The organism is Rugamonas violacea (genome assembly GCF_016461825.1).
In the GTDB taxonomy this organism is placed as follows: domain Bacteria; phylum Pseudomonadota; class Gammaproteobacteria; order Burkholderiales; family Burkholderiaceae_D; genus Rugamonas.
Genome location: NZ_JAEMNU010000117.1, coordinates 12,980 through 37,431 on the forward strand (window position 1 = coordinate 12,980; position 24,452 = coordinate 37,431).

General features: G+C 64.7%; 17 protein-coding genes. 11 read left to right on the forward strand and 6 right to left on the reverse strand.

Features of this window, described 5'->3' with window-relative positions; translation table 11 throughout:
- The first annotated feature begins 64 nt into the window (after positions 1–64).
- Complete coding sequence (locus H7U20_RS20655; RefSeq protein ID WP_199761028.1) at positions 65–589, forward strand: tetratricopeptide repeat protein; 525 nt, start codon at positions 65–67, stop codon at positions 587–589.
- Positions 590–642: 53 nt separating this feature from the next.
- Here the strand turns inward: H7U20_RS20655 and H7U20_RS20660 are convergent, their stop codons facing one another.
- From H7U20_RS20660 to H7U20_RS20670, 3 genes are read right to left on the reverse strand one after another with little or no spacing between them, the layout of a single operon-like run.
- The gene (locus tag H7U20_RS20660; RefSeq protein WP_199761044.1) at positions 643–1,350 is read right to left on the reverse strand and encodes a LytR/AlgR family response regulator transcription factor; all 708 of its coding nucleotides are present in this window, start codon (positions 1,348–1,350) and stop codon (positions 643–645) included.
- The gene (locus H7U20_RS20665) at positions 1,350–2,387 is read right to left on the reverse strand and encodes a sensor histidine kinase (RefSeq protein WP_199761029.1); all 1,038 of its coding nucleotides are present in this window, start codon (positions 2,385–2,387) and stop codon (positions 1,350–1,352) included. The genes H7U20_RS20660 and H7U20_RS20665 overlap by 1 nt, the downstream gene beginning before the upstream one ends.
- Before the next feature lie 4 nt (positions 2,388–2,391).
- Positions 2,392–3,267, reverse strand: a complete 876-nt coding sequence (locus tag H7U20_RS20670; RefSeq protein ID WP_199761030.1) for an alpha/beta fold hydrolase — start codon at positions 3,265–3,267, stop codon at positions 2,392–2,394.
- A gap of 331 nt (positions 3,268–3,598) precedes the next feature.
- Here H7U20_RS20670 and H7U20_RS20675 point away from each other — a divergent pair, with 331 nt between their 5' ends.
- Together H7U20_RS20675 and H7U20_RS20680 are read left to right on the forward strand one after the other, a co-directional pair.
- Positions 3,599–4,537, forward strand: a complete 939-nt coding sequence (locus tag H7U20_RS20675) for a hypothetical protein (protein WP_199761031.1) — start codon at positions 3,599–3,601, stop codon at positions 4,535–4,537.
- Complete coding sequence (locus H7U20_RS20680) at positions 4,527–5,039, forward strand: hypothetical protein (protein WP_199761032.1); 513 nt, start codon at positions 4,527–4,529, stop codon at positions 5,037–5,039. Before H7U20_RS20675 ends, H7U20_RS20680 begins: the two co-directional genes overlap by 11 nt.
- A 141-nt stretch (positions 5,040–5,180) precedes the next feature.
- Here the strand turns inward: H7U20_RS20680 and prpR are convergent, their stop codons facing one another.
- Entirely contained in the window at positions 5,181–6,872 is a 1,692-nt protein-coding gene (prpR, locus tag H7U20_RS20685) for a propionate catabolism operon regulatory protein PrpR (protein WP_199761033.1), read from the reverse strand.
- A gap of 272 nt (positions 6,873–7,144) precedes the next feature.
- Here prpR and prpB point away from each other — a divergent pair, with 272 nt between their 5' ends.
- The 8 genes from prpB to H7U20_RS20725 all read left to right on the forward strand — a co-directional run bounded on the left by prpB (position 7,145) and on the right by H7U20_RS20725 (position 21,178).
- Positions 7,145–8,032, forward strand: a complete 888-nt coding sequence (prpB, locus tag H7U20_RS20690; RefSeq protein ID WP_199761034.1) for a methylisocitrate lyase — start codon at positions 7,145–7,147, stop codon at positions 8,030–8,032.
- A gap of 178 nt (positions 8,033–8,210) precedes the next feature.
- A complete protein-coding gene (prpC, locus tag H7U20_RS20695) occupies positions 8,211–9,365 on the forward strand; it encodes a bifunctional 2-methylcitrate synthase/citrate synthase (protein WP_199761035.1) in 1,155 nt (384 codons plus the stop codon).
- Entirely contained in the window at positions 9,365–11,959 is a 2,595-nt protein-coding gene (gene acnD, locus H7U20_RS20700; protein ID WP_199761036.1) for a Fe/S-dependent 2-methylisocitrate dehydratase AcnD, read from the forward strand. Before prpC ends, acnD begins: the two co-directional genes overlap by 1 nt.
- A 1-nt stretch (position 11,960) precedes the next feature.
- Positions 11,961–13,154, forward strand: coding sequence for a 2-methylaconitate cis-trans isomerase PrpF (gene prpF / locus H7U20_RS20705; protein WP_199761037.1), 1,194 nt, complete (start codon positions 11,961–11,963; stop codon positions 13,152–13,154).
- A gap of 144 nt (positions 13,155–13,298) precedes the next feature.
- Positions 13,299–15,188: a propionate--CoA ligase gene (locus tag H7U20_RS20710; protein ID WP_199761038.1), complete on the forward strand. Its 1,890-nt coding sequence runs from the start codon at positions 13,299–13,301 to the stop codon at positions 15,186–15,188.
- Between the two features lie 187 nt (positions 15,189–15,375).
- Entirely contained in the window at positions 15,376–15,684 is a 309-nt protein-coding gene (locus H7U20_RS20715; RefSeq protein ID WP_199761039.1) for a DUF485 domain-containing protein, read from the forward strand.
- Positions 15,681–17,345, forward strand: a complete 1,665-nt coding sequence (locus H7U20_RS20720) for a cation acetate symporter (RefSeq protein WP_199761040.1) — start codon at positions 15,681–15,683, stop codon at positions 17,343–17,345. The genes H7U20_RS20715 and H7U20_RS20720 overlap by 4 nt, the downstream gene beginning before the upstream one ends.
- Before the next feature lie 182 nt (positions 17,346–17,527).
- Positions 17,528–21,178: a sensor domain-containing protein gene (locus tag H7U20_RS20725; RefSeq protein ID WP_199761041.1), complete on the forward strand. Its 3,651-nt coding sequence runs from the start codon at positions 17,528–17,530 to the stop codon at positions 21,176–21,178.
- 65 nt (positions 21,179–21,243) lie between these two features.
- Here the strand turns inward: H7U20_RS20725 and gbpA (H7U20_RS20730) are convergent, their stop codons facing one another.
- Together gbpA (H7U20_RS20730) and gbpA (H7U20_RS20735) are read right to left on the reverse strand one after the other, a co-directional pair.
- Positions 21,244–22,653 carry an N-acetylglucosamine-binding protein GbpA gene (gene gbpA / locus H7U20_RS20730; RefSeq protein ID WP_199761042.1) on the reverse strand — a complete coding sequence of 470 codons (1,410 nt, stop codon included), beginning with the start codon at positions 22,651–22,653 and terminating at the stop codon, positions 21,244–21,246.
- A 161-nt stretch (positions 22,654–22,814) separates the two neighbouring features.
- A complete protein-coding gene (gene gbpA, locus H7U20_RS20735; RefSeq protein ID WP_199761043.1) occupies positions 22,815–24,227 on the reverse strand; it encodes an N-acetylglucosamine-binding protein GbpA in 1,413 nt (470 codons plus the stop codon).
- Positions 24,228–24,452: the final 225 nt, after the last annotated feature.

Here is a 24,452-nt window from a genome sequence, read left to right on the forward strand (position 1 = left end):
GATTGCGCCGTTGGGTTTTGTCGGCGTTCCGATAGTCCGTGAAGTACTTTTTCTATTCGTACAAATGAGTGATCAAGCAAGCGCAAACCGGCTGGAGCAAGAGGGACTACAGCTATTCGAGGCGGGAGAATACGAGGCGGCGGCGCTGAAGTACCAGCACGCGCTGGCGCTGGCCGACCCCGGCTACTGGCGCCTGGCCGACTACCACGGCGCCTACGCCTGCGTGCTCGGCGCGCTGGACCGCCAGAGCGAGGCGCGCAGCCAGCTGGAGCTGGCCCTGGCCGCCGAGCTGGCCCAGGGCGCGGCGCAGAACAGCCAGGGCGTGCTGATCGCCCGCTACTTCCTGGCCGACCACATGGTGCGCTGTGGCGAGCCGCAGGCCGCCCTGCAGGCGCTGGAAACGGCGCTGCACCACGCGCCCGACCACTGGCTGGTGCGCATGGTGCAGGCCGAGGCGCTGGCCGCGCTGGGCCGTGTCGAGGAGGCCCGGCGCGCCGCCGAGGCCTGTTTCGCCAACGTCGCCTCGGCCGACAAGCGCGCCGAGCTGCGCGCCCGCCTGCAAGCCATCCTCGAGGCGGCGCCGGCCTGAGCGCCAGCCTGCTACCGATCCTCAAAGCGGCGCCGGCCTGAGCGCCGCCGCCGCTACATGCCGGCCAGGCTCTTGAACTGGGCGGCGCGGCGGCGCGACACCTCCACCGCCAGCTCGTCCGGCAGCAGCAGATCGAGGCCGCCGGCCTCGCCCGGCCGCACCCGCCGCACGAAGTCGAGGTTGACGATGTGGCGGCGGCTGGTGCGGAAGAAGCGCGCCGGATCGAGTTTTTCCTCCAACTGGCTGAGCGAGCGCAGCATCAGCGGCCGCTCGCCGTCGAAGTAGACCCGCGTGTAGTTACCCTCCGATTCGAACAGGCGGATCTGTTCCAGTCCGACAAACCAGCAGCGCTCGCCGTCCTTGATGAAGATCTTGTCCCAGCCCGGCGCGGCGGCGGGCGACTGCGGCCGGCCTTGGCCGGCGCCGGCGCGGTGCAAGGCGGCGGCCAGGCGCGCCGCCTGGATCGGCTTGGGCAGGTAGTCGAGCGCGCTGACCTCGAAGGCGCGGATGGCGTACTGGTCGAAGGCGGTGGTGAAGATCACCTTGGGCGCCGTGTCGAGCGCGGCCAGCAGGTCGAAGCCGCTGCCGCCGGGCATCTGCACGTCGAGGAAGATCAGCTCCGGGCGCAGCGCGCCGATCTGCGCCAGCGCGTCGGCCGCGTTGACCGCCTCGCCGACGATCTCCACCTCGGCATGGGCCGCCAGCAGGCGGCGCAGCTCGGCCCGCGCCAGCCGCTCGTCGTCGATCAGCAGCGCGCGGATCATGCCGCCGCCGGCAACGTCAGCGTGGCGCGCACCCAGCCGGCATCCTCGCTCAGGTCGAGCCGGGCGCTGCCGCCCAGGGCCAGCGCCAACCGCTTGCGCGTGTTGACCAGGCCGACCTTGGTCGAATTGGCGAACGGCAGAATCGCGCCGGCGTTGCCGATCTCGATGTCGACCATGCCGTCGCGGCGGCCGACGCGGATGCGGATCTCGCTGCCGTCCGGATTGCTCTCGACGCCATACTTGACGGCGTTCTCCACCAGCGTCTGCAAGGCCATCGGCGGAATGCGCACCCGCTCAAGGCCGGCCTCGACCTCCAGCGAGACGCGCATGCGCTCGTCGAAACGGATCTTCTCGATCGCCAGATAAGCCTGCACCGCCTCCAGTTCGTCGGCCAGCGGCACCGTGTCGGCCTGGCCCGATTGCAGCGCGTAGCGCATCATGCTGGCCAGCTGGTCGATCATTTGCGCGGCGGCCTGCTGGTCCTGGAAGATCAGCGCGCGCACGCTGTTCATGCTGTTGAAGAAAAAGTGCGGATTGACCTGGGCCTGCAGCGCGCGCAGCTCGGTGTCCTTGGCCTGCACCTCCAGCCGCAACGCCTCGGCCTCGAAGCGGTTGGCGCGGCGCAGCGCCAGCGCCGACAGGTAGCACACCGTCCAGGCGCCGAATATGCCGCCCCAGAACATCGTCGAAATCGGCAGCCAGGCCAGGCCTGTGACGGCCTGATCCTGCAGCAGGTTGATCGCCAGTGCCACGCTGAGCGCCTGCGCCAGGCCCAGCACCAGCGGTCCGGCCAGCAGGCGGCGCCAACGCGGCGTGGGCGAGGCCCAGCCGCGCCGCTTGATCTGGCCATGCCACAGGTGGCTGAGCAGCAGCGCGCTGAGCGAGGCCCACCAGCACACCGCCGCCACGCCGTGGCGATCGATCACCATGCTGTACAGGGTCAGATTGAACACGGCCACCGCACCCCAGCCGGCCAGTTGGAAGATCCAGTACCAGTTGAGGCGGACGAGCAAGGGGCGTGGCGTTGGCGTCATGTTGTCATTTGATGAAGTGGTCGACGCGATCATACAGCCAAGCCGGATCGTCGTACATGATGAAGTGGCGGGCGTTGTCGCTCAGTTCTATCGTCACACCGGCCAGCCGTTGATACTGCTGGCGGAAGGTCGCCTCCACCGCCGCCTTCGGCGCGTAGTCGCGGTAGGCGATCCAGGTGCCCAGCACCAAAGTCGGCGCCTTGATGCGGGCGATGTCCTGGCGCATATCGTCGCCCAGCATCTGCGCCATCGCGTCGATCACGCTGTTGCGGTCGGAGCGCTGGCCCCAGCCGGCGATGCGTTCGACGTCGGCGGGCTGGCTGACCATGCTGCGCAGCGACTGCATCTGGCTGGCGCGGAAGGCGGCCGGTTCCTGCCGCAGCATGTTCTCGCGCATGCCACTTGCCATCTGCCGCAACTGCTCGGCGCTCATGCTCGGCACCTGGAGCGCGCCCAGCGCCGGCAAGACATCGACGACGACCAGGCGGCCGACCTGCTCGGGATGGTCGCTGGCCAGCTTGAGGCCGAGGAAGCCGCCCAGGCTGTGGCCGATGACCAGCGGCTGAACCAGGCCCTGCTCGCGGATGTAGTCGCTCAGCTGCTGCTCAACGCTGGCCAGCAGCGGCGTATCGATGGCAGGCACGCCGGCGAATCCGGCCAAGGTCAGCACGTGGCACTGGCGCTGCTGCTGCGCGCAGTAGTGCTGCACGGTGCCGTCCCACACCTGGCCCGCCGAGGCCAGGCCGGGAATCAGGATGACGGGGCGGCCCTGGCCGCTCACCTCGACTTGGAAGGCGGGATGGGCGGCGGCCTGCGTCGTCGATTGGGCCAGCAGCAGGCTGGCGGCGATGAACAGATTGCGGATCGGTGAGCATTGCATGGGTGTCTCCTTGGTTGGGATGACGTATGCTGAGGGCGTCCGGCGCGGCTTGCCAGTGCCACAGGATCAGCGGTCGATTTCGAGGATGAGCGGTGTTTGCTGCCCCGATGGTGCTTGGTTCAACGAGAATTTGAAATCTACATTCGCTTTATGCTGAGGTTTAGGAAAATAAACTGCCAAATCCAGGCATCTGATCTATTCCTGAGAAGATTTTCCTCATGTGACAAAGTGTGAGTTTCCATATTGCAATATCAAGTATACTTAAGAAATCTACTTTTGGTAGTAATTTGCATTGCACGAAAACCATTAAACCTTAACTCAATATCAAAATATGATATCTTTATTAGAAGAAAAAAAAGAATTTCTCGTACTGCGGTATTCATTGGTTGAAGAGCCGCAATATGCCATTGATGTCAAGCCAATTCCCTCTCCTAAGGGGGCTGCTATCCTCGTCAGCATTGAAAAGGATCGTGAATTTCAGCTTAATGGTGTTCGTTATAGTTTTGTGGGTTTTTCAGAAGCTAGTGAGACAGCGGCTAATCAGTTTCCGCCAAAGCGTTTCTATGTTGGAAAAATGGCAAAATTAAAACAGGCCCACATGGGAAAAAAAATACCAGGCGATATAATTGAAACGCAAGAGGATGACTGGTTGCCGATACTCACGGTTTTTGATGTGGAAGGACAATATATTTTTGTTAGGAAGGATTATCGATTTGGTACTCCTGAGCAAACAATGCGCGCAATTCAAGGAGGTTTGCGCGAACCGGTAATGGGGTATTTTAACCATAGAATTTTTGTCGAAGGACGGACCCGTAAAGAACATTTTTGGCGAATTGTTTCCGATCACAAAAAATTCTATAAATTAGAATTGAGATTAATTTCGCCCAATATCCTTGATACGAACATGAAGGCAAGAGAGGCACTCGCAGCGCTCAAGCTTCTTTTTGCACAGGATCAAATAAATATCACATTAAATAATGAATCAGGCGAGTTGCTAGTTCCGACTGAGCCGGTTACAAATTATTTGGAATATATTGAAGAGGGGGAGGGCTCATGGGCCATTACCACTGAAGGTAACCACGGTGGAAAGAAGACGTATTCAAGCTCAGACAATATTGACACAGTTGAAGTTTCTATGCCGGAAGAGATTGTGAGTCAAGGCCGCCAGCTAGAGTTGGAGTCAGGGGAGTTGGTGCATGGCAATCAAAATACTGTGGCGATGATGGTCGCACAATTGCGTGCAGAAGTGGATAAATATAGTGAACGTTAAACAACTCTCTAGATTGCTTGTAATTATTTTAATTGCTTATTGGTTTTGTTATCTTTCTTTGTATTTACTAAGCGGACCGGTTTTTACCTTTTTTGATGACATGCTTTCTGCATCCATTGTAATAATTTCTGTAATGTTGGCAATTTCGTTTGGGATGTTCACATATGTTGATAATATGGCAAAAGAGTTAACTGACTTGCGCAATGATGTTAATCGTGAGAAATATATTATCGCGCATGGGAAAATTGATTCACTTAAAAGGGAAATTCTGTTAAATGCTGGCTTGGTGTTAATTTTATGTCTTTTGGAGCGAGTTGCTAAATCAGCGGCTGGGTATTTTTTAGTATTGGCAACGAAAAATCAAATGTGGCTCCAGTCAACAATTTTCACTTCAATTCGGTTTTCATTTTTCTGCACATCGATCTGGATAATAATTTCTCAATTAAGAGGATTTGTTGTTGCTGTTGAGTATCGAACTTTAATTGCAAGTAATAGAAAGTAAATTATTTATTGTTGTTAAAGTAAGGAGTTGAAATTTATTAAAAAATCCATACGAAATGTTATATATAAAGTCTATTTCCTGCGGAGATAGAGTAAATAATTCGATTATTTATTGCTGAGCTATTTTAGCTAGGATGACGGACTATTCGAAGCTGCCAGAATTGGCTGCGTGCTCGGCGCGCAGCTTGCGCCACAGGGTCGTGCGGCTGATGCCGAGGTGCTCGGCGGCGGCGTCGCGCCGGCCGCCGAGGCGGGCCAACACCTGCGTCGCGCTTTCCGGCGCGGCCGCCGTCGGCGAGGCGAAGGGCCGGGCGGGCGTCGCGCCGCCCGGAACGGCCTGCGCGAACGGCGTGGTGGACGACGGGAAGGTGCCCGCGCCGCCCACCAGCTCCGGCGCCACGCCGGTGACGAAGGCCGGCGTCAGCGCCTGCAGCGGCTCGGCCGCCAGGTACAGGGCCAAGCGTTCGGTCAGGTTGCGCAGCTCGCGCACATTGCCCGGCCAGTCGTAGCGCTGCAGCAGCGGCGCGCAGGCCAGCACCTCGGCGCGCAGGTTCGGGTGCGGCCGCGCACCCAGCGCCGCCAGCGCGTTTTTCAGCGACCACTCGGCCAGCGGCGCCACGTCTTCCTGGCGCGCGCGCAGTGGCGGCAGCGCCAGGCGCAGCACGGCCAGCCGGTAGAACAGGTCGGCGCGGAAGCGGCCCTCGCGCACGCGCTGCTCCAGGTCGCAGTGGGTGGCGCTGATGATGCGCACGTTGACGGCGATCGGCCGGGTGCCGCCGACCCGCACCACCTCACGTTCCTCCAGCACGCGCAACAGGCGCGTTTGCAAGGTCAGCGGCATCTCGCCGATCTCGTCGAGGAACAGGGTGCCCCGGTTGGCCGCCTCGAACAGGCCGGCGTGGCCGCCGCGCCGGGCGCCGGTGAAGGCGCCTTCCTCGTGGCCGAACAATTCCGACTCCAGCAGCGACTCGGCGATGGCGCCGCAGTTGACCGCCACGAAGGGCCGGTTCTGCCCGAGGATGCGCGGACTCTCGCGGTGGATGGCCTGCGCCACCAGCTCCTTGCCGCAGCCCGTCTCGCCCTGGATCAGCACCGTCGCCGGCGACTTCGCATACAGCACCACCGACTGGCGCAGCGCCTCCATCGCCGCCGAGTCGCCGCGCAGGTCGTTCAGGCCGTGCTTGGCGCGCAGCGTGTCGGCCACCACCACGCGCCGGCTGCGGCCCGACTCCAGCTGGGTCAGGCGGGCCATCTCCAGCGCGTCGTCGAAGGCCTGGCGGATCGAGGCGGCCGAATAGACGAACACCCCGGTCAGGCCGGCCTCCTCGGCCAGGTCGGTGATCAAACCGGCGCCGACGATGGCTTGGATGCCGGCCGCCTTCAGGTCGTTGATCTGCGCCCGCGCGTCCTCCTCGGTGGCGTAGGTGCGCTGGGCGATGGGGAAGCCGAAGGTGGCGGCGAATTCGGCCAGCTCCGGCATCGGGTCTTGGTAGGTGATCACGCCGATCCGCTCGGAGACGCGGCGCGCCCGCGCCAGCGCCTGCATCATGTCGAAGCCGCTGGCCTTGGCGATGATCACCGGCACCGACAGGCGTCCCTTCAAATACGCGCCGTTCGAGCCGGCGGCGATGACGGCGTCGCAGCGCTCGGTGGCCATGCGCTCGCGGATGTGGCGGGCGGCGTCGTCGAAGCCGAGGTTGATCGGCTCGATGGTGGCCAGGTCGTCGTATTCGAGCGTGATGTCGCGGAACAGGTCGAACAGGCGCGAGACGGAAACGGTCCAGATGACCGGCTTGTCGACGCTGTCGATGGGGAGTGGAGTGGCGTGGCGCATGTTTCAATTGTAGTTCATTCGCGTTGCAGTGTTTCACAGTGAAACAAAAATGAAACGTGCCAGAGTGGAAAAATGCTTGAGTGCTCAAGTAATATGAAACGTCGTCGAGCGCCAAGTGGCTGATTTTGAAAGAGTTTTGATTTTTATCAGCAAAACAGACGAAGGTGGCACGTCCCTTGCAATGAAGAACGCAACGCCCGGCCACAAGCCGGCACAACGCAGCACCCACCGAATTTTTCGCAGCAATCATTCGCACCCCAGAAAGGTCCAACATGAGCCAATACTCCGCAGGCGCCGCCTTCCGCAAAGCCGTCCAAGAAGAATCCCCGCTGCAGGTGGTCGGCGCGATCAACGCCAACCACGCGCTGCTGGCCAAACGCGCCGGCTTCAAGGCGATCTACCTGTCTGGCGGCGGCGTCGCCGCCGGCTCGCTCGGCCTGCCCGACCTGGGCATCTCCAACCTCGACGACGTGCTGACAGACGTGCGCCGCATCACCGACGTGTGCGACCTGCCGCTGCTGGTCGACGTCGACACCGGCTTCGGTTCGTCCGCCTTCAACGTGGCGCGCACCGTCAAGTCGATGATCAAGTTCGGCGCCGCCGCCATCCACATCGAAGACCAGGTCGGCGCCAAGCGCTGCGGCCACCGTCCGGGCAAGGAGATCGTCAGCAAGCAGGAGATGGTCGACCGCATCAAGGCCGCCGTCGACGCCCGCACCGATGAAAACTTCGTCATCATGGCGCGCACCGACGCGCTGGCCGTCGAGGGTCTGGAGTCGGCGCTGGAACGCGCCATCGCCTGTGTCGAAGCCGGCGCCGACATGATCTTCCCGGAAGCGATCACCGACCTGGCGATGTATTCGCAGTTCGCCAAGGCGGTCAAGGTTCCGGTGCTGGCCAACATCACCGAATTCGGCTCGACCCCGCTGTTCACCGTCGACGAGCTGCGCGGCGCCGACGTCGGCCTGGTGCTGTATCCGCTGTCGGCCTTCCGCGCCATGAACAAGGCGGCCGAAAACGTCTACGGCGCGATCCGCCGCGACGGCACCCAGCAGAACGTGGTCGACAGCATGCAGACCCGCATGGAGCTGTATGAACGCATCAACTACCACAGCTTCGAGCAGAAGCTCGACGCGCTGTTCGCCGCGCAGAAAAAATAAATTTTGAGACGGATCCCGGTGCCGCACAACGAAGGCGCCGGCAACGCCAGCAGCACCCAACGGCGAAGAGCCGGGGTCGGACCCATCGGGGTCCGACCCCAGTCCCTGCCGCTGGGGTAAAAAAAACAGGCGCGCAACGCCGCCCAAAAAAATCACCATCGAATTCTGGAGAACCAACATGAGTGTTGAACAAGCCGCCGGCTTCAAGCCGAAAAAATCCGTCGCCCTGTCCGGTGTCACCGCCGGTAACACGGCGCTGTGCTCGGTCGGCAAGACCGGCAACGACCTGCACTACCGCGGTTACGACATCCTGGACCTGGCGCCGATCTGCGAGTTCGAAGAAATCGCCTACCTGCTGGTGCACGGCAAGCTGCCCAACGCCGCCGAACTCAAAGGCTACAAGGGCAAACTGAAATCGCTGCGCGGCCTGCCCGCCGCCGTCAAGGCCGCGCTCGAAGCGCTGCCGGCCTCGGCCCACCCGATGGACGTGATGCGCACCGGCGTCTCGGTGCTCGGCTGCACGCTGCCGGAAAAGGACGACCACAACGCGCCGGGCGCGCGCGATATCGCCGACCGCCTGATGGCCTCCTTTGGTTCGATGCTGCTGTACTGGTACCACTTCAGCCACAACGGCAAGCGCATCGAAGTCGAGACCGACGACGACTCCGTCGGCGGCCACTTCCTGCATCTGCTGCACGGCCACAAGCCGTCCGACTCCTGGGTCAAGGCGATGCACATCTCGCTGATCCTCTACGCCGAGCATGAATTCAACGCCTCCACCTTCACCAGCCGCGTCATCGCCGGCACCGGCTCGGACATCCACTCGGCCATCACCGGCGCGATCGGCGCGCTGCGCGGTCCCAAGCACGGCGGCGCCAACGAGTTCGCCTTCGAGATCCAGAAACGCTACGAGAACCCCGACGAGGCCGAAGCCGACATCCGCAACCGCGTCGCCAACAAGGAAGTCGTGATCGGCTTCGGCCACCCGGTCTACACCATCTCCGACCCGCGCAACGTGGTCATCAAGGAAGTTGCGCGCCAGCTGTCGAAGGAAGCCGGTTCGACCAAGATGTTCGACATCGCCGAGCGCCTGGAAACCGTCATGTGGGACATCAAGAAGATGTTCCCGAACCTGGACTGGTTCTCCGCCGTCTCCTACCACATGATGGGTGTGCCGACCGCGATGTTCACGCCGCTGTTCGTCATCTCGCGCACCTCCGGCTGGGCCGCCCACATCATCGAACAACGCATCGACAACAAGATCATCCGCCCGAGCGCCAACTACGTCGGCCCGGACGACCTGACCTTCGTGCCGATCAAGGAGCGTGAATAATGAACAGCCTGCACCGCAAGAACCTGCCCGGCACCCAGCTAGACTACTTCGACACGCGCGCCGCCGTCGACGCGATCCAGCCAGGCGCCTACGACAAGCTGCCCTACACCTCGCGCGTACTGGCCGAGAACCTGGTGCGCCGCTGCGACCCGGCCACGCTGAACGCCTCGCTGTCGCAGTTCATCGAACGCCGCCGCGACCTCGACTTCCCGTGGTTCCCGGCCCGCGTGGTCTGCCACGACATCCTCGGCCAGACCGCGCTGGTCGACCTGGCCGGCCTGCGCGACGCCATCGCCCTGCAGGGCGGCGACCCGGCGCTGGTCAACCCGGTGGTGCCAACCCAACTGGTGGTCGACCACTCGCTGGCGGTGGAATGCGGCGGCTTCGATCCGGACGCCTTCAACAAGAACCGCGCCATCGAGGACCGCCGCAACGAGGACCGTTTCGACTTCATCAACTGGACCAAGAAGGCGTTCAAGAACGTCGACGTGATCCCGCCCGGTAACGGCATCCTGCACCAGATCAATCTGGAACGCATGTCGCCGGTGGTGCAGGTGCAGGACGGCGTCGCCTTCCCCGACACCCTGGTCGGCACCGACTCGCACACCCCGATGGTCGACGCGCTCGGCGTGATCGCCATCGGCGTCGGCGGCCTGGAAGCGGAAAGCGTGATGCTCGGCCGCGCCTCGTGGATGCGCCTGCCCGACATCATCGGCGTCGAGCTGACCGGCAAGCCGCAGCCCGGCATCACCGCCACCGACACCGTGCTGGCGCTGACCGAATTCCTGCGCAAGCAAAAGGTCGTCTCGTCCTACCTGGAGTTCTTCGGCGACGGTGCCGCCCACCTGACCCTGGGCGACCGCGCCACCATCTCCAACATGGCGCCGGAGTTCGGCTCCACCGCCGCCATGTTCTATATCGACCAGCAAACCATCAAGTACCTCAAGCTGACCGGCCGCGACGACGAGCTGGTCAAGCTGGTCGAGCTGTACGCCAAACACACCGGCCTGTGGGCCGACACGCTCAAGCACGCCGAGTACGAGCGCGTCATCAGTTTCGACCTGTCCTCGGTGGTGCGCAACATCGCCGGCCCGTCCAATCCGCACAACCGCGTGCCGACCTCCGAGCTGGCCGCGCGCGGCATCAGCGGCGTGGTCGAAAACGAGCCGGGCCGCATGCCCGACGGCGCCGTCATCATCGCCGCCATCACCAGCTGCACCAACACCAACAACCCGCGCAACATGATCGCCGCCGGCCTGATCGCCCGCAACGCCAACCGCCTCGGCCTGAGCCGCAAGCCATGGGTGAAAAGCTCGCTGGCGCCAGGCTCGAAAACCGTCGAGCTGTATCTGCAGGAAGCCAAGCTGCTGCCCGAACTGGAGCAACTGGGCTTTGGCGTGGTGGCCTTCGCCTGCACCTCGTGCAACGGCATGTCCGGCGCGCTCGATCCGGTGATTCAGCAGGAAGTGGTCGAGCGCGACCTGTACGCCACCGCCGTCCTGTCCGGCAACCGCAACTTCGACGGCCGCATCCACCCCTACGCCAAGCAGGCCTTCCTCGCCTCGCCGCCGCTGGTGGTGGCCTACGCCATTGCCGGCACGATCCGCTTCGACATCGAGAAGGACATCCTCGGCCACGCCGCCGACGGCGCGCCGGTGCGCCTGCACGACATCTGGCCGAGCGATGAAGAGATCGACGCCATCGTCGCCGCCAGCGTCAAGCCAGAGCAGTTCCGCAAGGTCTACATTCCGATGTTCGCCAAGCAGGCCGACGACGGCATCGCCGTCAGCCCGCTGTACGACTGGCGGCCGCAGACCACCTACATCCGCCGTCCGCCGTACTGGGAGGGCGCGCTGGCCGGCGCCCGTCCGCTCAAGGGCATGCGTCCGCTGGCGGTCCTGGGCGACAACATCACCACCGACCACCTGTCGCCGTCGAACGCCATCATGCTCGACAGCGCCGCCGGCGAGTACCTGGCCAAGATGGGCCTGCCGGAGGAGGACTTCAACTCCTACGCCACCCACCGTGGCGACCACCTGACCGCGCAACGCGCCACCTTCGCCAATCCGACTTTGAAGAACGAGATGGTCAAAGTGGACGGCAAGGTCAAGGCCGGTTCGCTGGCGCGCATCGAGCCGGAAGGCACGGTGACGCGCATGTGGGAAGCCATCGAGACCTACATGGAGCGCAAGCAGTCGCTGATCGTCATCGCCGGCGCCGACTACGGCCAAGGCTCGTCGCGCGACTGGGCCGCCAAGGGTGTGCGTCTGGCCGGCGTCGAGGCCATCGTCGCCGAGGGCTTCGAGCGCATCCACCGCACCAACCTGGTCGGCATGGGCGTGCTGCCGCTGGAGTTCAAGCCTGGCGTCGACCGCAACACGCTGGCCATCGACGGCACCGAGACCTTCGACGTGGTCGGCGAGCGCACCCCGCGTTCGACGCTGACCCTGCTCATCAATCGCCGCAACGGCGAGCGCGTCGAGGTGGCGGTGACCTGCCGCCTCGACACCGCCGAAGAAGTCTCGATCTACGAAGCCGGCGGCGTGCTGCAGCGCTTCGCCCAGGACTTCCTCGAATCCACCAAGGCGGCCTAAGATGAGCCATACACCGCAAATCAAAATCGCCGCCACCTATATGCGCGGCGGCACCAGCAAGGGCGTGTTCTTCCGCCTGCAGGATCTGCCTGAGGTAGCCCGCGTGCCCGGCGCCGCGCGCGACGCGCTGCTGCTACGCGTGATCGGCAGCCCCGACCCCTACGGCAAGCAGACCGACGGCATGGGCGGCGCCACCTCCAGCACCAGCAAGACGGTGATCCTGGCGAAGAGCGCGCGAGCCGGCCACGACGTCGACTATTTGTTCGGTCAGGTCGCCATCGACAAGGCCTTTGTCGACTGGAGCGGCAACTGCGGCAACCTGTCGGCCGCCGTCGGCTCCTGCGCCATCAGCGCCGGCCTGGTCGACGCCGAGCGGATTCCGCACCACGGCGTGGCCGTGGTGCGGATCTGGCAGGCCAACATCGGCAAGACCATCATCGCCCACGTGCCGATCACCGCCGGCGCGGTGCAGGAGACCGGCGACTTCGAACTCGACGGCGTGACCTTCCCGGCGGCCGAAGTCAAGCTGGAGTTCCTGGACCCGGCGGCGGAAGAGGAGGGCGCCGGCGGCTCGATGTTCCCGACCGGCCAACTGGTCGACGAGCTGGAGGTGCCCGGCATCGGCACGCTCAAGGTCACCATGATCAACGCCGGCATCCCGACCATCTTCGTCAACGCCGAGGCCATCGGCTACAGCGGCACCGAGCTGCAGGACGCCATCAACCTCGACGCGGCGGCGCTGGCCAAGTTCGAAACCATCCGCGCCCACGGCGCCTTGCGCATGGGCCTGATCGCCAATCTGGACGAGGCGGCCAAGCGCCAGCACACGCCCAAGGTGGCCTTCGTCGCCAAGCCGGCGGACTACGTTTCATCGAGCGGCAAGGCGGTCAAGGCGGGCGACGTCGACCTGCTGGTGCGCGCCATGTCGATGGGTAAGCTGCACCACGCCATGATGGGCACGGCGGCAGTCGCCATCGGCACCGCCGCCGCCATTCCCGGCACGCTGGTCAACCTGGCGGCCGGCGGCGGCCCGCGTAACGCGGTGCGCTTCGGCCACCCTTCGGGCACCTTGATGGTCGGCGCCGAAGCCAGCCAGGTCGACGGCGGCGAGTGGAGCGTGACCAAGGCCATCATGAGCCGCAGCGCCCGCGTGCTGATGGAAGGTTGGGTCCGCGTGCCCGGCGACGCGTTCTAATGGGTTCTAATGCGTTCTAAAAACTAGGGCGGCGAACTTCAAGTCTCTTCCGACATGAAGCTCGCCAGCCGCACCGGCCGGGCCACGTTCTGAACACGAGCGTGAGCGCGACCGCTATCGATTCGCACGATCCAAGGAGGAGACATGAATTTCGCTGAATTCTATCAGCGCTCTATCGACACGCCTGAACAATTCTGGCGCGATGAGGCGACACTGATCGACTGGAACATCCCACACACGCAGGTGCTCGACTATTCGCGCCCGCCGTTCGCCAAATGGTTCGTCGGCGGCCGGACCAATCTGTGCCACAACGCCGTCGACCGCTGGTGCGCGACGCAGGGCGACAAGGCGGCGCTGATCGCCATCTCGACCGAAACCAATACCGAAAAAACCTACAGCTTCAATGAGCTGCAAAGCGAGGTGGAACGCTGCGCCGCCATCATGCTGGCGCTGGGCGTCGGCCGTGGCGACCGCGTGCTGATCTACATGCCGATGATCGCCGAGGCGGCCTTCGCCATGCTGGCCTGCGCCCGCATCGGCGCGATCCACTCGGTGGTGTTCGGCGGTTTCGCCGCCAACAGCCTGGCCAGCCGCATCGACGACGCCAAGCCGGCGCTGATCGTCTCGGCCGACGCCGGCTCGCGCAACGGCAAGGCCATCCCCTACAAACACCTGCTCGACGCGGCGATCGAACTGTCCAACGCCAAGCCGGCCAAGGTGCTGCTGGTCGACCGTGGCCTGGCGCCGATGGCGCTGGTGGCCGGCCGCGATGTCGACTACGCCACGCTGCGCGCCGTCCACCTCGATGCGCGCGTGCCGGTCACCTGGCTCGAATCGAACGAAGCGTCCTACATCCTCTACACCTCCGGCACCACCGGCAAGCCGAAGGGCGTGCAGCGCGACGTCGGCGGTTACGCGGTGGCGCTGGCGTCTTCGATGAAGTACAACTTCTGCGCCAAGGCCGGCGAGACCTTCTTCGCTACCTCCGACATCGGCTGGGTGGTCGGCCACTCCTACATCGTCTACGGCCCGCTGATCGCCGGCATGGCCAGCATCATGTACGAAGGCTTGCCGGTCTGCCCGGACGCCGGCATCTGGTGGAGCATCGTCGAGAAGTACAAGGTGACGCGGATGTTCTCGGCGCCGACGGCGATCCGCGTGCTGCGCAAGCAACCGCCCGAGTTCATGCGCAAGTACGACCTGTCGTCCTTGCGCGCGCTGTACCTGGCCGGCGAGCCGCTCGACGAGACCACCTCGCAGTGGATCGCCGGCGAGTTGGGCGTGCCCATCATCGACAACTACTGGCAGACCGAGACCGGCTGGCCCATCCTGTCGATCGCCAAGGGCGTCGAGGACAGGCCGACCCGCCTGGGCAGCCCCGGCGTGGCGATGTACGGCTACAAGGTCAAGCTGCTCAACGAGTCCACCGGCGAAGAGTGTGGCGCCAACGAGAAGGGCGTGCTGGTGATCGACGGCCCGCTGCCGCCGGGCTGCATGCAGACCGTGTACGGCGACGACCGGCGCTTCGTCGACACCTATTGGTCCACCTTCGCCGGCCGGCAGGTCTACTCGACCTTTGACTGGGGCGTGCGCGACGCCGACGGTTACTACTTCATCCTTGGCCGCACCGACGACGTCATCAACGTCGCCGGCCACCGCCTCGGCACGCGCGAGATCGAGGAGTCGATCTCCAGCCACGCCAACGTGTCGGAGGTGGCGGTGGTCGGTGTCGAGGACAAGCTCAAGGGCCAGGTGGCGATCGCCTTCGCCATCGTCAAACACGCCGAGCAGATCGCCACGGCGGAAGGACGGCAGGCGTTGGAACGCGAGATCATGGGCGTGGTCGATCGCCAGTTGGGCGCGGTGGCGCGGCCGGCCCGGGTCTACTTCGTGCCGCAACTGCCCAAGACGCGCTCCGGCAAGCTGTTGCGCCGCTCGATCCAAGCGATCTGCGAGGGCCGCAATCCCGGCGACCTGACCGCCATCGAGGACCCCGCCTCGCTACAGCAAATCAAGAGCGCGCTGCAAGTCTGACGCCGCCCTGACGCCGCTCCGATTCCAATCGCCGCGCCGGTGTTGGCGCACTTTTTTTCAAGCTCCTCGCGTGCCAACGCGAGGAGCTTTTTTTATGCACGTAAGGGGACGGTAAGGCTGGCGCTTTACGCTGGCTTCAGGCTGGCGAAAAAGAGCAGCAAAGATAGACATAAAAGGAGACGCAAAAATGCATGACGATATGGTTCAAAAAATTAAGGGCGATCCCAACTACCGCAAGCTGGTGAAGGCCCGCTCCAAGTTCGGTTGGGCGCTCACCTGGTGCATGATGGTCGTCTACTACGGCTACATCCTGCTGATCGCCTTCGACAAGGAACTCCTCAGCGCCAAGACCGGTGCCGGCGTGATGACCTGGGGGATGCCGATCGGCCTGTTCGTCATCGTCTTCACCGTGGTCGTCACCGGCGTCTACGTCCGCCGCGCCAACAGCGAGTACGACGAGCTGACCCACGCCATCCAGGAACGGGTGAAAGCATGAACGCCGCCAAACGCAGCCTTGCCGCGCTGGCCTTGTTCGGCGTAGCCGGTGTGGCGCTGGCCGCCGGCGCCGACCTGGGCCAGGCCGAGCAGCAGCCGACCAACTGGACCGCGATCTCGATGTTCGCCGCCTTCGTCATCTTCACGCTGTTCGTCACCAAGTGGGCCGCCAAAAAAACCAAATCGGCATCCGACTTCTACACCGCCGGCGGCGGCATCACCGGCTTCCAGAACGGACTGGCCATCGCCGGCGACTACATGTCCGCCGCCTCCTTCCTCGGCATCTCAGCCTCGGTCTTCCTGAACGGCTATGACGGTTTGATCTACGCCATCGGCTTCCTGGTCGGCTGGCCCATCATCACCTTTTTGATGGCCGAGCGCCTGCGCAACCTGGGCCGCTTCACCTTCGCCGACGTCGCCGCCTACCGCTTCAAACAGAAGCCGATCCGCATCTTCTCCGCCTCCGGCACGCTGGTCGTGGTGGCCTTCTACCTGATCGCGCAGATGGTCGGCGCCGGCCAGTTGATCAAGCTGCTGTTCGGCCTGGAGTACTGGATCGCCGTGGTGCTGGTCGGTTCGCTGATGATGATCTACGTGCTGTTCGGCGGCATGACCGCCACCACCTGGGTGCAGATCATCAAGGCCGTCATGCTGCTCGGCGGCGCCACCTTCATGGCCTTCGTCGTGCTGGCGCAATTCAATTTCAGCCCCGAGGCGCTGTTCGCCAAATCGGTCGAGATCCACGCCAAAAAGGACGCCATCATGGGCCCCGGCACCTTCATCAAGGACCCGATTTCGGCGATTTCCTTCGGCATGGCGCTGATGTTCGGCACCGCCGGCCTGCCGCACATCCTGATGCGCTTCTTCACCGTGCCGAGCGCCAAAGAGGCGCGCAAGTCGGTGTTCTGGGCCACCACCTGGATCGCCTACTTCTACATCCTGACCTTCATCATCGGCTTCGGCGCCATCGTCCTGGTCAGCACCAATCCCGAGTTCAAGGACGCCGCCGGCAAACTCCTCGGCGGTAACAACATGGCGGCGATCCATCTGGCCAAGGCGGTCGGCGGCAACGTCTTCCTCGGCTTCATCTCGGCGGTCGCCTTCGCCACCATCCTGGCGGTGGTCGCCGGTCTGACCCTGTCGGGCGCCTCGGCCGTCTCGCACGATCTGTACGCCACCGTGTTCATGAAGGGCAAAGCCAGCGGCGCCAGCGAACTGCGCGTCTCGCGGCTGACCACCATCGCCCTCGGCGTCATCGCCGTGGTGCTGGGCATCTCCTTCGAGAAGCAGAACATCGCCTTCATGGTCTCGCTGGCCTTCGCCATCGCCGCCTCGGCCAACTTCCCGGTGCTGTTCATGTCCGTGCTGTGGAAGGACTGCACCACGCGCGGCGCCACCATCGGCGGTTTCATGGGCCTGACCACGGCCGTGGTGCTGACGGTGGTGTCGAAGTCGGTCTGGGTCGACGTGCTGGGCAATCACGACGCGCTGTTCCCCTACGCTTCGCCGGCGCTGTTCTCGATGACGGCGGGCTTCGTCGGCATCTGGCTGTTCTCCATCCTCGACAAGAGCGACCGCGCCCGCATCGACCGGGCCGGCTACGAGGCGCAGGAGATGCGCTCCGAGACCGGCATCGGCGCCGCCGGAGCGGCCGCCCACTGAGCTAAATAGCAAGGTGATATCTACGACAATGCCCGCCCGCCGGGCATTGTCGTTTTTGGAGGCGATTTAGAGCCGCGCGTCAGCCGGCAAAATGGTCAAACGGCGGCAATGTGGTTTATGATCTTCCCACCACGATGCCGCGATGCGAGGGCAACGTTTTTCCTTATGGCGCCCTGGTGTAGATGAATCGAGTCTCGACGAACCCTGATTTTGTAGCCGACGCCCTGCAGTTGATCGGACTGCCCGCCTGCGCCTGCGACGCCGGCGGCCTGGTCGTCGCCGCCAACACGGAACTGCGCTCGCTGATCGGCTTCGACGCTTGCGGCCACGCCTTGGCCGAGCTGTTCGCCCGCCATGTGCGGGGCGACAGCGTGGTCCAGCTCGACACCGTGCTCGGCGCCCACGGCGCCGGTCCGGCCGAGCAGCGCTGGAGCAGCTGCCTGGGCTGCGCCAGCGGCCAGTACGTCGCCGTGCAGGTGTGGGCCAAGCCGCTGCCCGGCGACGAGGCCGAGGGCGCCACCATCGTCTTCAGCGACATCAGCAGCGTGCAGCGCGACCAGCGCGCGCTGCGCAAGACGCTGCTCGAACAGCAGGCCATCCTCGACAACGCCGCCGTCGGCATCCTGTTCAGCAAGGCCGGCCGCATCCAGGAATGCAATCTGCGTTTCGCCGAGATGTTCGGCTTCGCCCGCCACGAGCTGGAGGGCGGACCGACCATGGTGGTCTACCCGTCCGAGGAGGCGTTCGCCGAGCTGGGCCGCGAGGCCACGCCGCCGCTGTCGCAGGGGCAGTCCTTCGTCAAGGAGGCGCAGCTGCTGCGCAAGGACGGCAGCCTGTTCTGGGGCCGCCTGTACGGCCGCGCCATCGACCCGTCCAACACCGCCGAGGGCACGGTGTGGATCATCGAGGACATCAACGAGCACCGCTGCGACGAGGAGCGGCTGCGCCGCGCGCTGCTGGAGATGCAGGCGGTGATGGACAGCGCGCCGCTGGCCATCGGCTTCCAGCGCGACGACCGCATCCTGCGCTACAACCGCCGCTTCGGCGAGTTCTTCGGCTTCGCCGGCGAGGAGGGCATCGGCCAGCTGACCGCCACGTTGTATCCATCGGCCGAGGCCTTCCGCGCCGTGGTGCGCCGCGCCGCGCCGCTGCTGGCGCGCGGCTTGCCCTACCAGGCCGAGATGGAGATGCGGCGGCAGGACGGCTCGACCTTCTGGGCGCACGCCTTCGGCTACATGATCAACCCCGGCCGCAGCCAGCAGGACACCATCTGGATCTTCGACGACCGCAGTGCGCAGAAAAGCGCCGAGGAGGCCACCAAGCAGCTGCTGCTGGAGCAGAAGGCGATCCTCGACAACGCCTCGGTCGGCATCCTGTTCAGCAGGGCGCAGCTGATGTTGAGCTGTAATCCACGGCTGGCCGAGATGTTCGGCTACGAGCGCGGCGAGCTGATCGGCCGGCCCGCCGCCACCGTCTTCCCCTCGCCCGAGGTGTACGAGGAATTCGGCCGCGAGGCCGCGCCGTTGCTCGGCAACGGCATGCCGTTCGAAAAGCCGGAGTACCAGTTCAAGCGCAAGGACGGCACGCTGATCTGGTGCCGCGTGCGCGCCAAGGCGGTCGACGACGCGCACAGCGACGGCGGCACCATCTGGATCCTGGAGGACGTCAGCCAGACGCGGCAGACGCAGATGGAGGTCGAGGCGATCATGACCAACGCCTCGGTCAGCATCCTGTTCACCAAGAACCGCCTCATCACGCGCTACAACCGGGGCTTTGGCGAGATGTTCCGCTACCAGGGCGACGAGGGCCTGGGCCTGCCGGGACGCTCGCTGTACATCTCGCAGGAGTCCTACGAGCAGCTGGGCGCGGCGGCCTATCCGCACCTGTCGCTGGGGCGGCCGTTCCAGACCGAGATCGAGATGCAGCGCCAGGACGGCAGCCGTCTGTGGGCGCAGCTGATCGGCTACGTGGTCAATCCGGCCGATCCGACCCAGGGCACCATCTGGATCATCGAGGACCGCACCGAGCAGAAGGCGGCCGAGGAGTCGCTGCGCAACGCGCTGCTGGAGAACCAGGCCATCCTCGACAGCGCGGTGCTGGGCATCTCGGTGGTCGAGGGCGGCTACAACCTGCGCTGCAACGCCAAGATGGAGGAGCTGTTCGGCTACGCCGCGGGCGAGATGAACATGCTCAGCGTGCAGGCCTTCTACGCCGACCGCGACGCCTGGCAGCGCGCCCGTGGCGAGACGGCCGGCGACTTCCATGCCGGCCGCGTCAACATGTCCGAGCACCAGCTGGTGCGCAAGGACGGCAGCAGCTTCTGGGCGCGCCTGTCGGGCCGGCCGTTCGACCTGAGCCAGCCGCACGGACGCTCGGTCTGGCTGGTCGACGACGTGACGGCGCGGCGCGAGGCGGCCGAGGCGGTCAGCCGCGCGCGCGACGAGTTGGAGGTGCGCGTGCTCGAACGCACCGCCGAGCTGGCCGGCGCCAACGCCCTGCTGCAGGGCGAGATCGTCGAACGGCGCCAGGCCGAGGCGCGGGTCCACCACATGGCCTACCACGACAGCCTGACCGGCCTGCCCAACCGCGCGCTGCTGTCGGACCGGCTCGACCGCGCCATGCTGGCGGCGCAGCGTTCGCAGCGCCGGCTGGCGGTGATGTTCATCGACCTGGACCGCTTCAAGACCATCAACGACTCGCTCGGCCACATGACCGGCGACCAGTTGCTCAAGGAGGTCGCCGGCCGGCTGTGCCGCGCGGTGCGCGCCAGCGACACCGTGGCGCGCTTGGGCGGCGACGAGTTCGTCGTGCTGGTGCCGGGCATCCGCAACGTCGACGAGTCGAGCCAGGTGGCCGAGAAGATCATCGACGCGCTGGCCGCCGCCTTCCCGCTGGAGGGCCGCGCGCTGCACATCACGCCGTCGATCGGCATCTGCGTCTATCCGGACGACGGCGCCGACGTCGAGACGTTGATGCGCCACGCCGACGCCGCCATGTACCACGCCAAGGCCAGCGGCCGCAACAACTACCAGTTCTTCCATCAAAGTATGAACCAGGCGGCGGCCCAGCATTTCGAGCTGGAGAGCAGCCTGCGCGGCGCGCTGGCGAACCAGGAGTTCGAGCTGCACTTCCAGCCGATCATGGACATCGGCACGCGCCGCCTGCATGCGATGGAGGTGCTGCTGCGCTGGCGCCGGGCGGACGGCATGTTGGTCATGCCCGACAGCTTCATCCCCATCATCGAGGAGAACGGCCAGATCGTGCCGATCGGCGAATGGGTGATCCGCGCCGCCTGCGCGCAGAGCATGGCGTGGATGCGGCAGGGGCTGGCGCCGGTGCCGCTGGCGGTCAATTTGTCGCCGCGCCAGTTCATGCATCGCGGCTTGATCGAGTCGATCCGCCGCACCCTCGACGAGACCGGCATCGATCCGGCGCTGCTTGAGTTCGAGATCACCGAGACGGCGCTGATGCAGCACGGCGAGCAGACCTTGGACATTCTCGGCCAGATCAACAGCATGGGCATCCGCCTGTCGATCGACGACTTCGGCACCGGCTATTCCAGCCTGGCCTACCTGAAGCGCTTCCCGGTCAAGAAGATCAAGATCGACCGCGCCTTCGTCAAGGAGTTGGAGCAGAGCGCCGAGGACCGCGCCATCGTGGCGGCGATCATCGCGCTGTCGCACAGCCTGCAGCTGTCGGTGGTGGCGGAGGGCGTCGAGACCGAGGGCCAGTACGCCCTGTTGCAGCGCGAGGGCTGCCAATACGCCCAGGGCTATCTGTTCTCGCAGCCGGTGTCGCACAGCGCCGCGCAGCTGCTGCTGCCACGGCGCTGACGGGCGCGCGGCAAGGGCGCGCCCGTTTTCACTTATATCTCAACGATGACTGCGGACGTCAACGCTTACTGCTGGCTCCAGGCGTCGCGCCAGTTGCTGCCAACACCGGGTTCGAAGTGTGTCGCCTGCGGGCTCCACTGCACGCAGTAGCCGTTGTAGGGGAAGGGCTTGCAGACGTAGACCTTGCCGTCCTTCGGTTGCAGCACGCGGCTGCCCGCCTTGTAGCTGGTCAGGCCGGCCGGGAAGGTGAAGTCGTAGGCGCCCGGCTTGCCTTGCTCGCTCAGGTTGATGACGAAGGTCTTCTGCAGCAGCGTGCCGCCCGACAGCGTCGCCTTCAGCACCAACTGGTGCGGACCGGCCTTCGGCTGGTTCAGCGCCAGCGCGAACGGCGCGCTGTTGTTGTTCAGCGCCGCCGAGGCGAAGCCCTTGGCCACGCCGGCGCCGTCGTACAGATAGGCGCCCAATTCCATCTCGGCGTTGGCGCTGACGCTGAAGTCGATGCTCAACTGGCCGTTCTTGATGACGTAGGCGGTTTTCAGGTCGGCGACGCTGAAGTCGCTCACCGACGGCGGCGTCTCCTTGTTGACCTGCACCTCGACCCGCGTCAGATTGCTGCCGGCCTTGGCGTAGACGGTGTTCTGGCCGTAGACCGGATTGACGACGCCGTTCTGGCCGATCTGGCCGGCGCGCAGCAGCGGCTGTTCGGCGTTGATGCGGCTGGCCAGCAGGTGCGACCAGTTGTTGCGCTGGCCGTCGGCGGCGCTGGCGATGAGCACCTTGGTTTGCAGCTCCGGGCGCTCGCCGGCGGCGTCGAACACGCGGCTGGCCACGCTGTCGCCGATGTTCAGGTCGAGCGAGGGGTAGATGGTGCCGGCCTGGCTCCATTGCGGCGGCGGCGTGGCGCCGTCCTTGAACATCACGTCGACCAGGTTGTAGAAGCTGTTGGGTGTGTCGCCGATCTCCCACACGCCGAGGATCACTTGGTAGCCGCTGCGCGGCGGCACCGTGCAGTTGTGGCTGACCTGCTTGGGCGGTTGGCGCATGCCGCCGTCGACGACGCAGAACGGTGTGAGGTCGAAGGCGGCGCGGCCCAGTTTTTGGTTCGGGTTCCAGTCGGCGCGGGTGATGTAGTAGCGCCAGTTGCGGGTGGCGTGGTTGGCGGTGAACTGCCAGCGGAAGACGTTGGCGCCGGCCTTCAGTTCGCGCTTGGTCCAGCGGCTGCTGGTCTGCTCATTGAGTTCGCCGAACTGGGCCAGGCCGGCGCTGGCCAGCACCTCGTCGGCCGGGCCGCGCGCCGGGAAGCCGGACGGTCCCTCGACGCTTTGCGGTTCCCACTGGATGGCGCCGCAGTTGCCGTTGCCGCCTTGTTTGCACAGCAGGTTGCGCGATTCGGGTTGCTCGATGTAGCCGTGGGCGGACACGCCGGCGCTGGCCAGCAGGGTGCAGCCCGCGGCGATTTTGGTGAAATGATGCACGTCGGTTTTCCTCTAGAACTTGTGGTGGATGGAGTATCCGCGCGGCGGCGGTGCGGGCCGGGGATGGCCGCTTGGCGTTCCCGTTATGCCCGCACCGCGCCGTCAGACGCGGCATTGTATTGCGCACCACAAAAGAGGGCTGTTCCGCTTGCCCGTCGTCCCTATTGAGCGTTCCAGGCGTCCTGCCAGTTGCTACCCACGCCGGGTTCGTAGTAGGTCGAGTTGGCGCTCCACTGGAGGCAGTAGCCGCTGTACGGGAAGGGTTTGCAGACATACACCTTGCCGTTCTTCGGTTGCAGCACACGCGTGCCGGCCTTGTAGCTGCCCAGGTTGGCCGGGAAGACGTAGTCGTAGGCGGCCGGTCCGCTGTCCTCGCTCAGGCTGATGTTGAAGGTTTTCTGCAGCACCGCGCCGCTGCCCTTGACGACGGCCTTGAGCACCATCTGGTGCGCGCCCGCCTTGGGCTGGTTCAGCGCCACCGCCAGCGGCGCGCTGTTGTTGTTCAGCGTGGCCGTGGCGTAGCCCTTGGCCAGGCCGGCGCCGTCGTACAGATAGGCGCTCAGGTCCATTTCGGCGTTGGCGCTGACGCTGAAGTCGATGCTCAACTGGCCGTTCTTGATGACGTAGGCGGTCTTCAGGTCGCTGACGCTGAAGTCGGCGGCCGGCGGCGGAGTCTCTTTGTTGACCTGCACCTCGACCCGCGTCAGGTTGCTGCCGGCCTTGGCGTAGATGGTGTTCTGGCCGTAGACGGGGTTGATGGCGCCGGCCTGGTCGAGTTGGCCGGCGCGCAGCAGCGGCTGTTCGGCGTTGATGCGGCTGGCCAGCAGGTACGACCAGTTGTTGCGCTGGCCGTCGGCGGCGTTGGCGATGACCACCTTGGTTTGCAGCTCGGGATGCTCGCCGGCGGCGTCGAACACGCGGCTGGCCACGCTGTCGCCGATGTTCAGGTCGAGCGAGGGGTAGATGACGCCGGCCTGGCTCCATTGTGGCGGCGGGGTGCCGCCGTCCTTGAACAGCACGTCGACCAGGTTGTAGAAGCTGTTGGGGGTGTCGCCGATCTCCCACACGCCGAGGATCAGGTGGTAGCCGGTGCGCGGTGGCACCGTGCAGTTGTGGCTGACCTGTTTGGGCGGTTGCTGCATGGCGCCGTCGATGACGCAGAAGGGGGTGAGGTCGAAGGCGGCGCGGCTGAGTTTTTGGTTCGGGTTCCAGTCGGCGCGGGTGAGGTAGTAGCGCCAGTTGCGCGTGGCGTGGTTGGCGGTGAACACCCAGTTGAAGACGTTGGCGCCGGCCTTCAGTTCGCGCTTGCTCCAGCGGCTGCTGGTCTGTTCATTGAGTTCGCCGAACTGGGCCAGGCCGGCGCCGGCCAACACGCCGTCGGCCGGACCGCCGGCGGGGAAGCCGGACGGTCCCTCCAGGCTTTGCGGCTCCCATTGGATGGCGCCGCAATTGCTGTTGCCGCCCTGCTGACACAGCAGGTTGCGGGACTCGGGCAGGCTGATGTAACCGTGGGCGGATACGCTGGCGCTGGCCAGCATGGCGCAGCTGGCTGCGATCTTGGTGAAGTTGTTCACGTCGGTCTTCCTCTTCAACTAGCGGGGGATGGATACATCCGCGCAGCGGCCACGGAGGTCCGCGGTGGATGCCTGTTCGGCGCCCGTTCTGTCCGCGCCATTGTGCAGAATACTGCATCGTTTGGCGCGCCACTAGCCTGAATTTTTCATAAAAAAGGGCAAGAATGTCGTAAGTGATTGATAAAATGTGAGTTATCTAGAAACACAGTCAATCAACACGAACGC

What these genes read in the sequence shown, in the direction of transcription:
- H7U20_RS20675 (WP_199761031.1), top strand. Translation starts at nt 3,599, where the DNA reads ATGATATCTTTATTAGAAGAAAAAAAAGAATTTCTCGTACTGCGGTAT.
- H7U20_RS20665 (WP_199761029.1), bottom strand. Translation starts at nt 2,387, where the DNA reads ATGACGCCAACGCCACGCCCCTTGCTCGTCCGCCTCAACTGGTACTGG.
- H7U20_RS20655 (WP_199761028.1), top strand. Translation starts at nt 65, where the DNA reads ATGAGTGATCAAGCAAGCGCAAACCGGCTGGAGCAAGAGGGACTACAG.
- prpC (WP_199761035.1), top strand. Translation starts at nt 8,211, where the DNA reads ATGAGTGTTGAACAAGCCGCCGGCTTCAAGCCGAAAAAATCCGTCGCC.
- H7U20_RS20715 (WP_199761039.1), top strand. Translation starts at nt 15,376, where the DNA reads ATGCATGACGATATGGTTCAAAAAATTAAGGGCGATCCCAACTACCGC.
- H7U20_RS20710 (WP_199761038.1), top strand. Translation starts at nt 13,299, where the DNA reads ATGAATTTCGCTGAATTCTATCAGCGCTCTATCGACACGCCTGAACAA.
- prpR (WP_199761033.1), bottom strand. Translation starts at nt 6,872, where the DNA reads ATGCGCCACGCCACTCCACTCCCCATCGACAGCGTCGACAAGCCGGTC.
- prpB (WP_199761034.1), top strand. Translation starts at nt 7,145, where the DNA reads ATGAGCCAATACTCCGCAGGCGCCGCCTTCCGCAAAGCCGTCCAAGAA.
- prpF (WP_199761037.1), top strand. Translation starts at nt 11,961, where the DNA reads ATGAGCCATACACCGCAAATCAAAATCGCCGCCACCTATATGCGCGGC.
- acnD (WP_199761036.1), top strand. Translation starts at nt 9,365, where the DNA reads ATGAACAGCCTGCACCGCAAGAACCTGCCCGGCACCCAGCTAGACTAC.
- H7U20_RS20725 (WP_199761041.1), top strand. Translation starts at nt 17,528, where the DNA reads ATGAATCGAGTCTCGACGAACCCTGATTTTGTAGCCGACGCCCTGCAG.
- H7U20_RS20670 (WP_199761030.1), bottom strand. Translation starts at nt 3,267, where the DNA reads ATGCAATGCTCACCGATCCGCAATCTGTTCATCGCCGCCAGCCTGCTG.
- H7U20_RS20720 (WP_199761040.1), top strand. Translation starts at nt 15,681, where the DNA reads ATGAACGCCGCCAAACGCAGCCTTGCCGCGCTGGCCTTGTTCGGCGTA.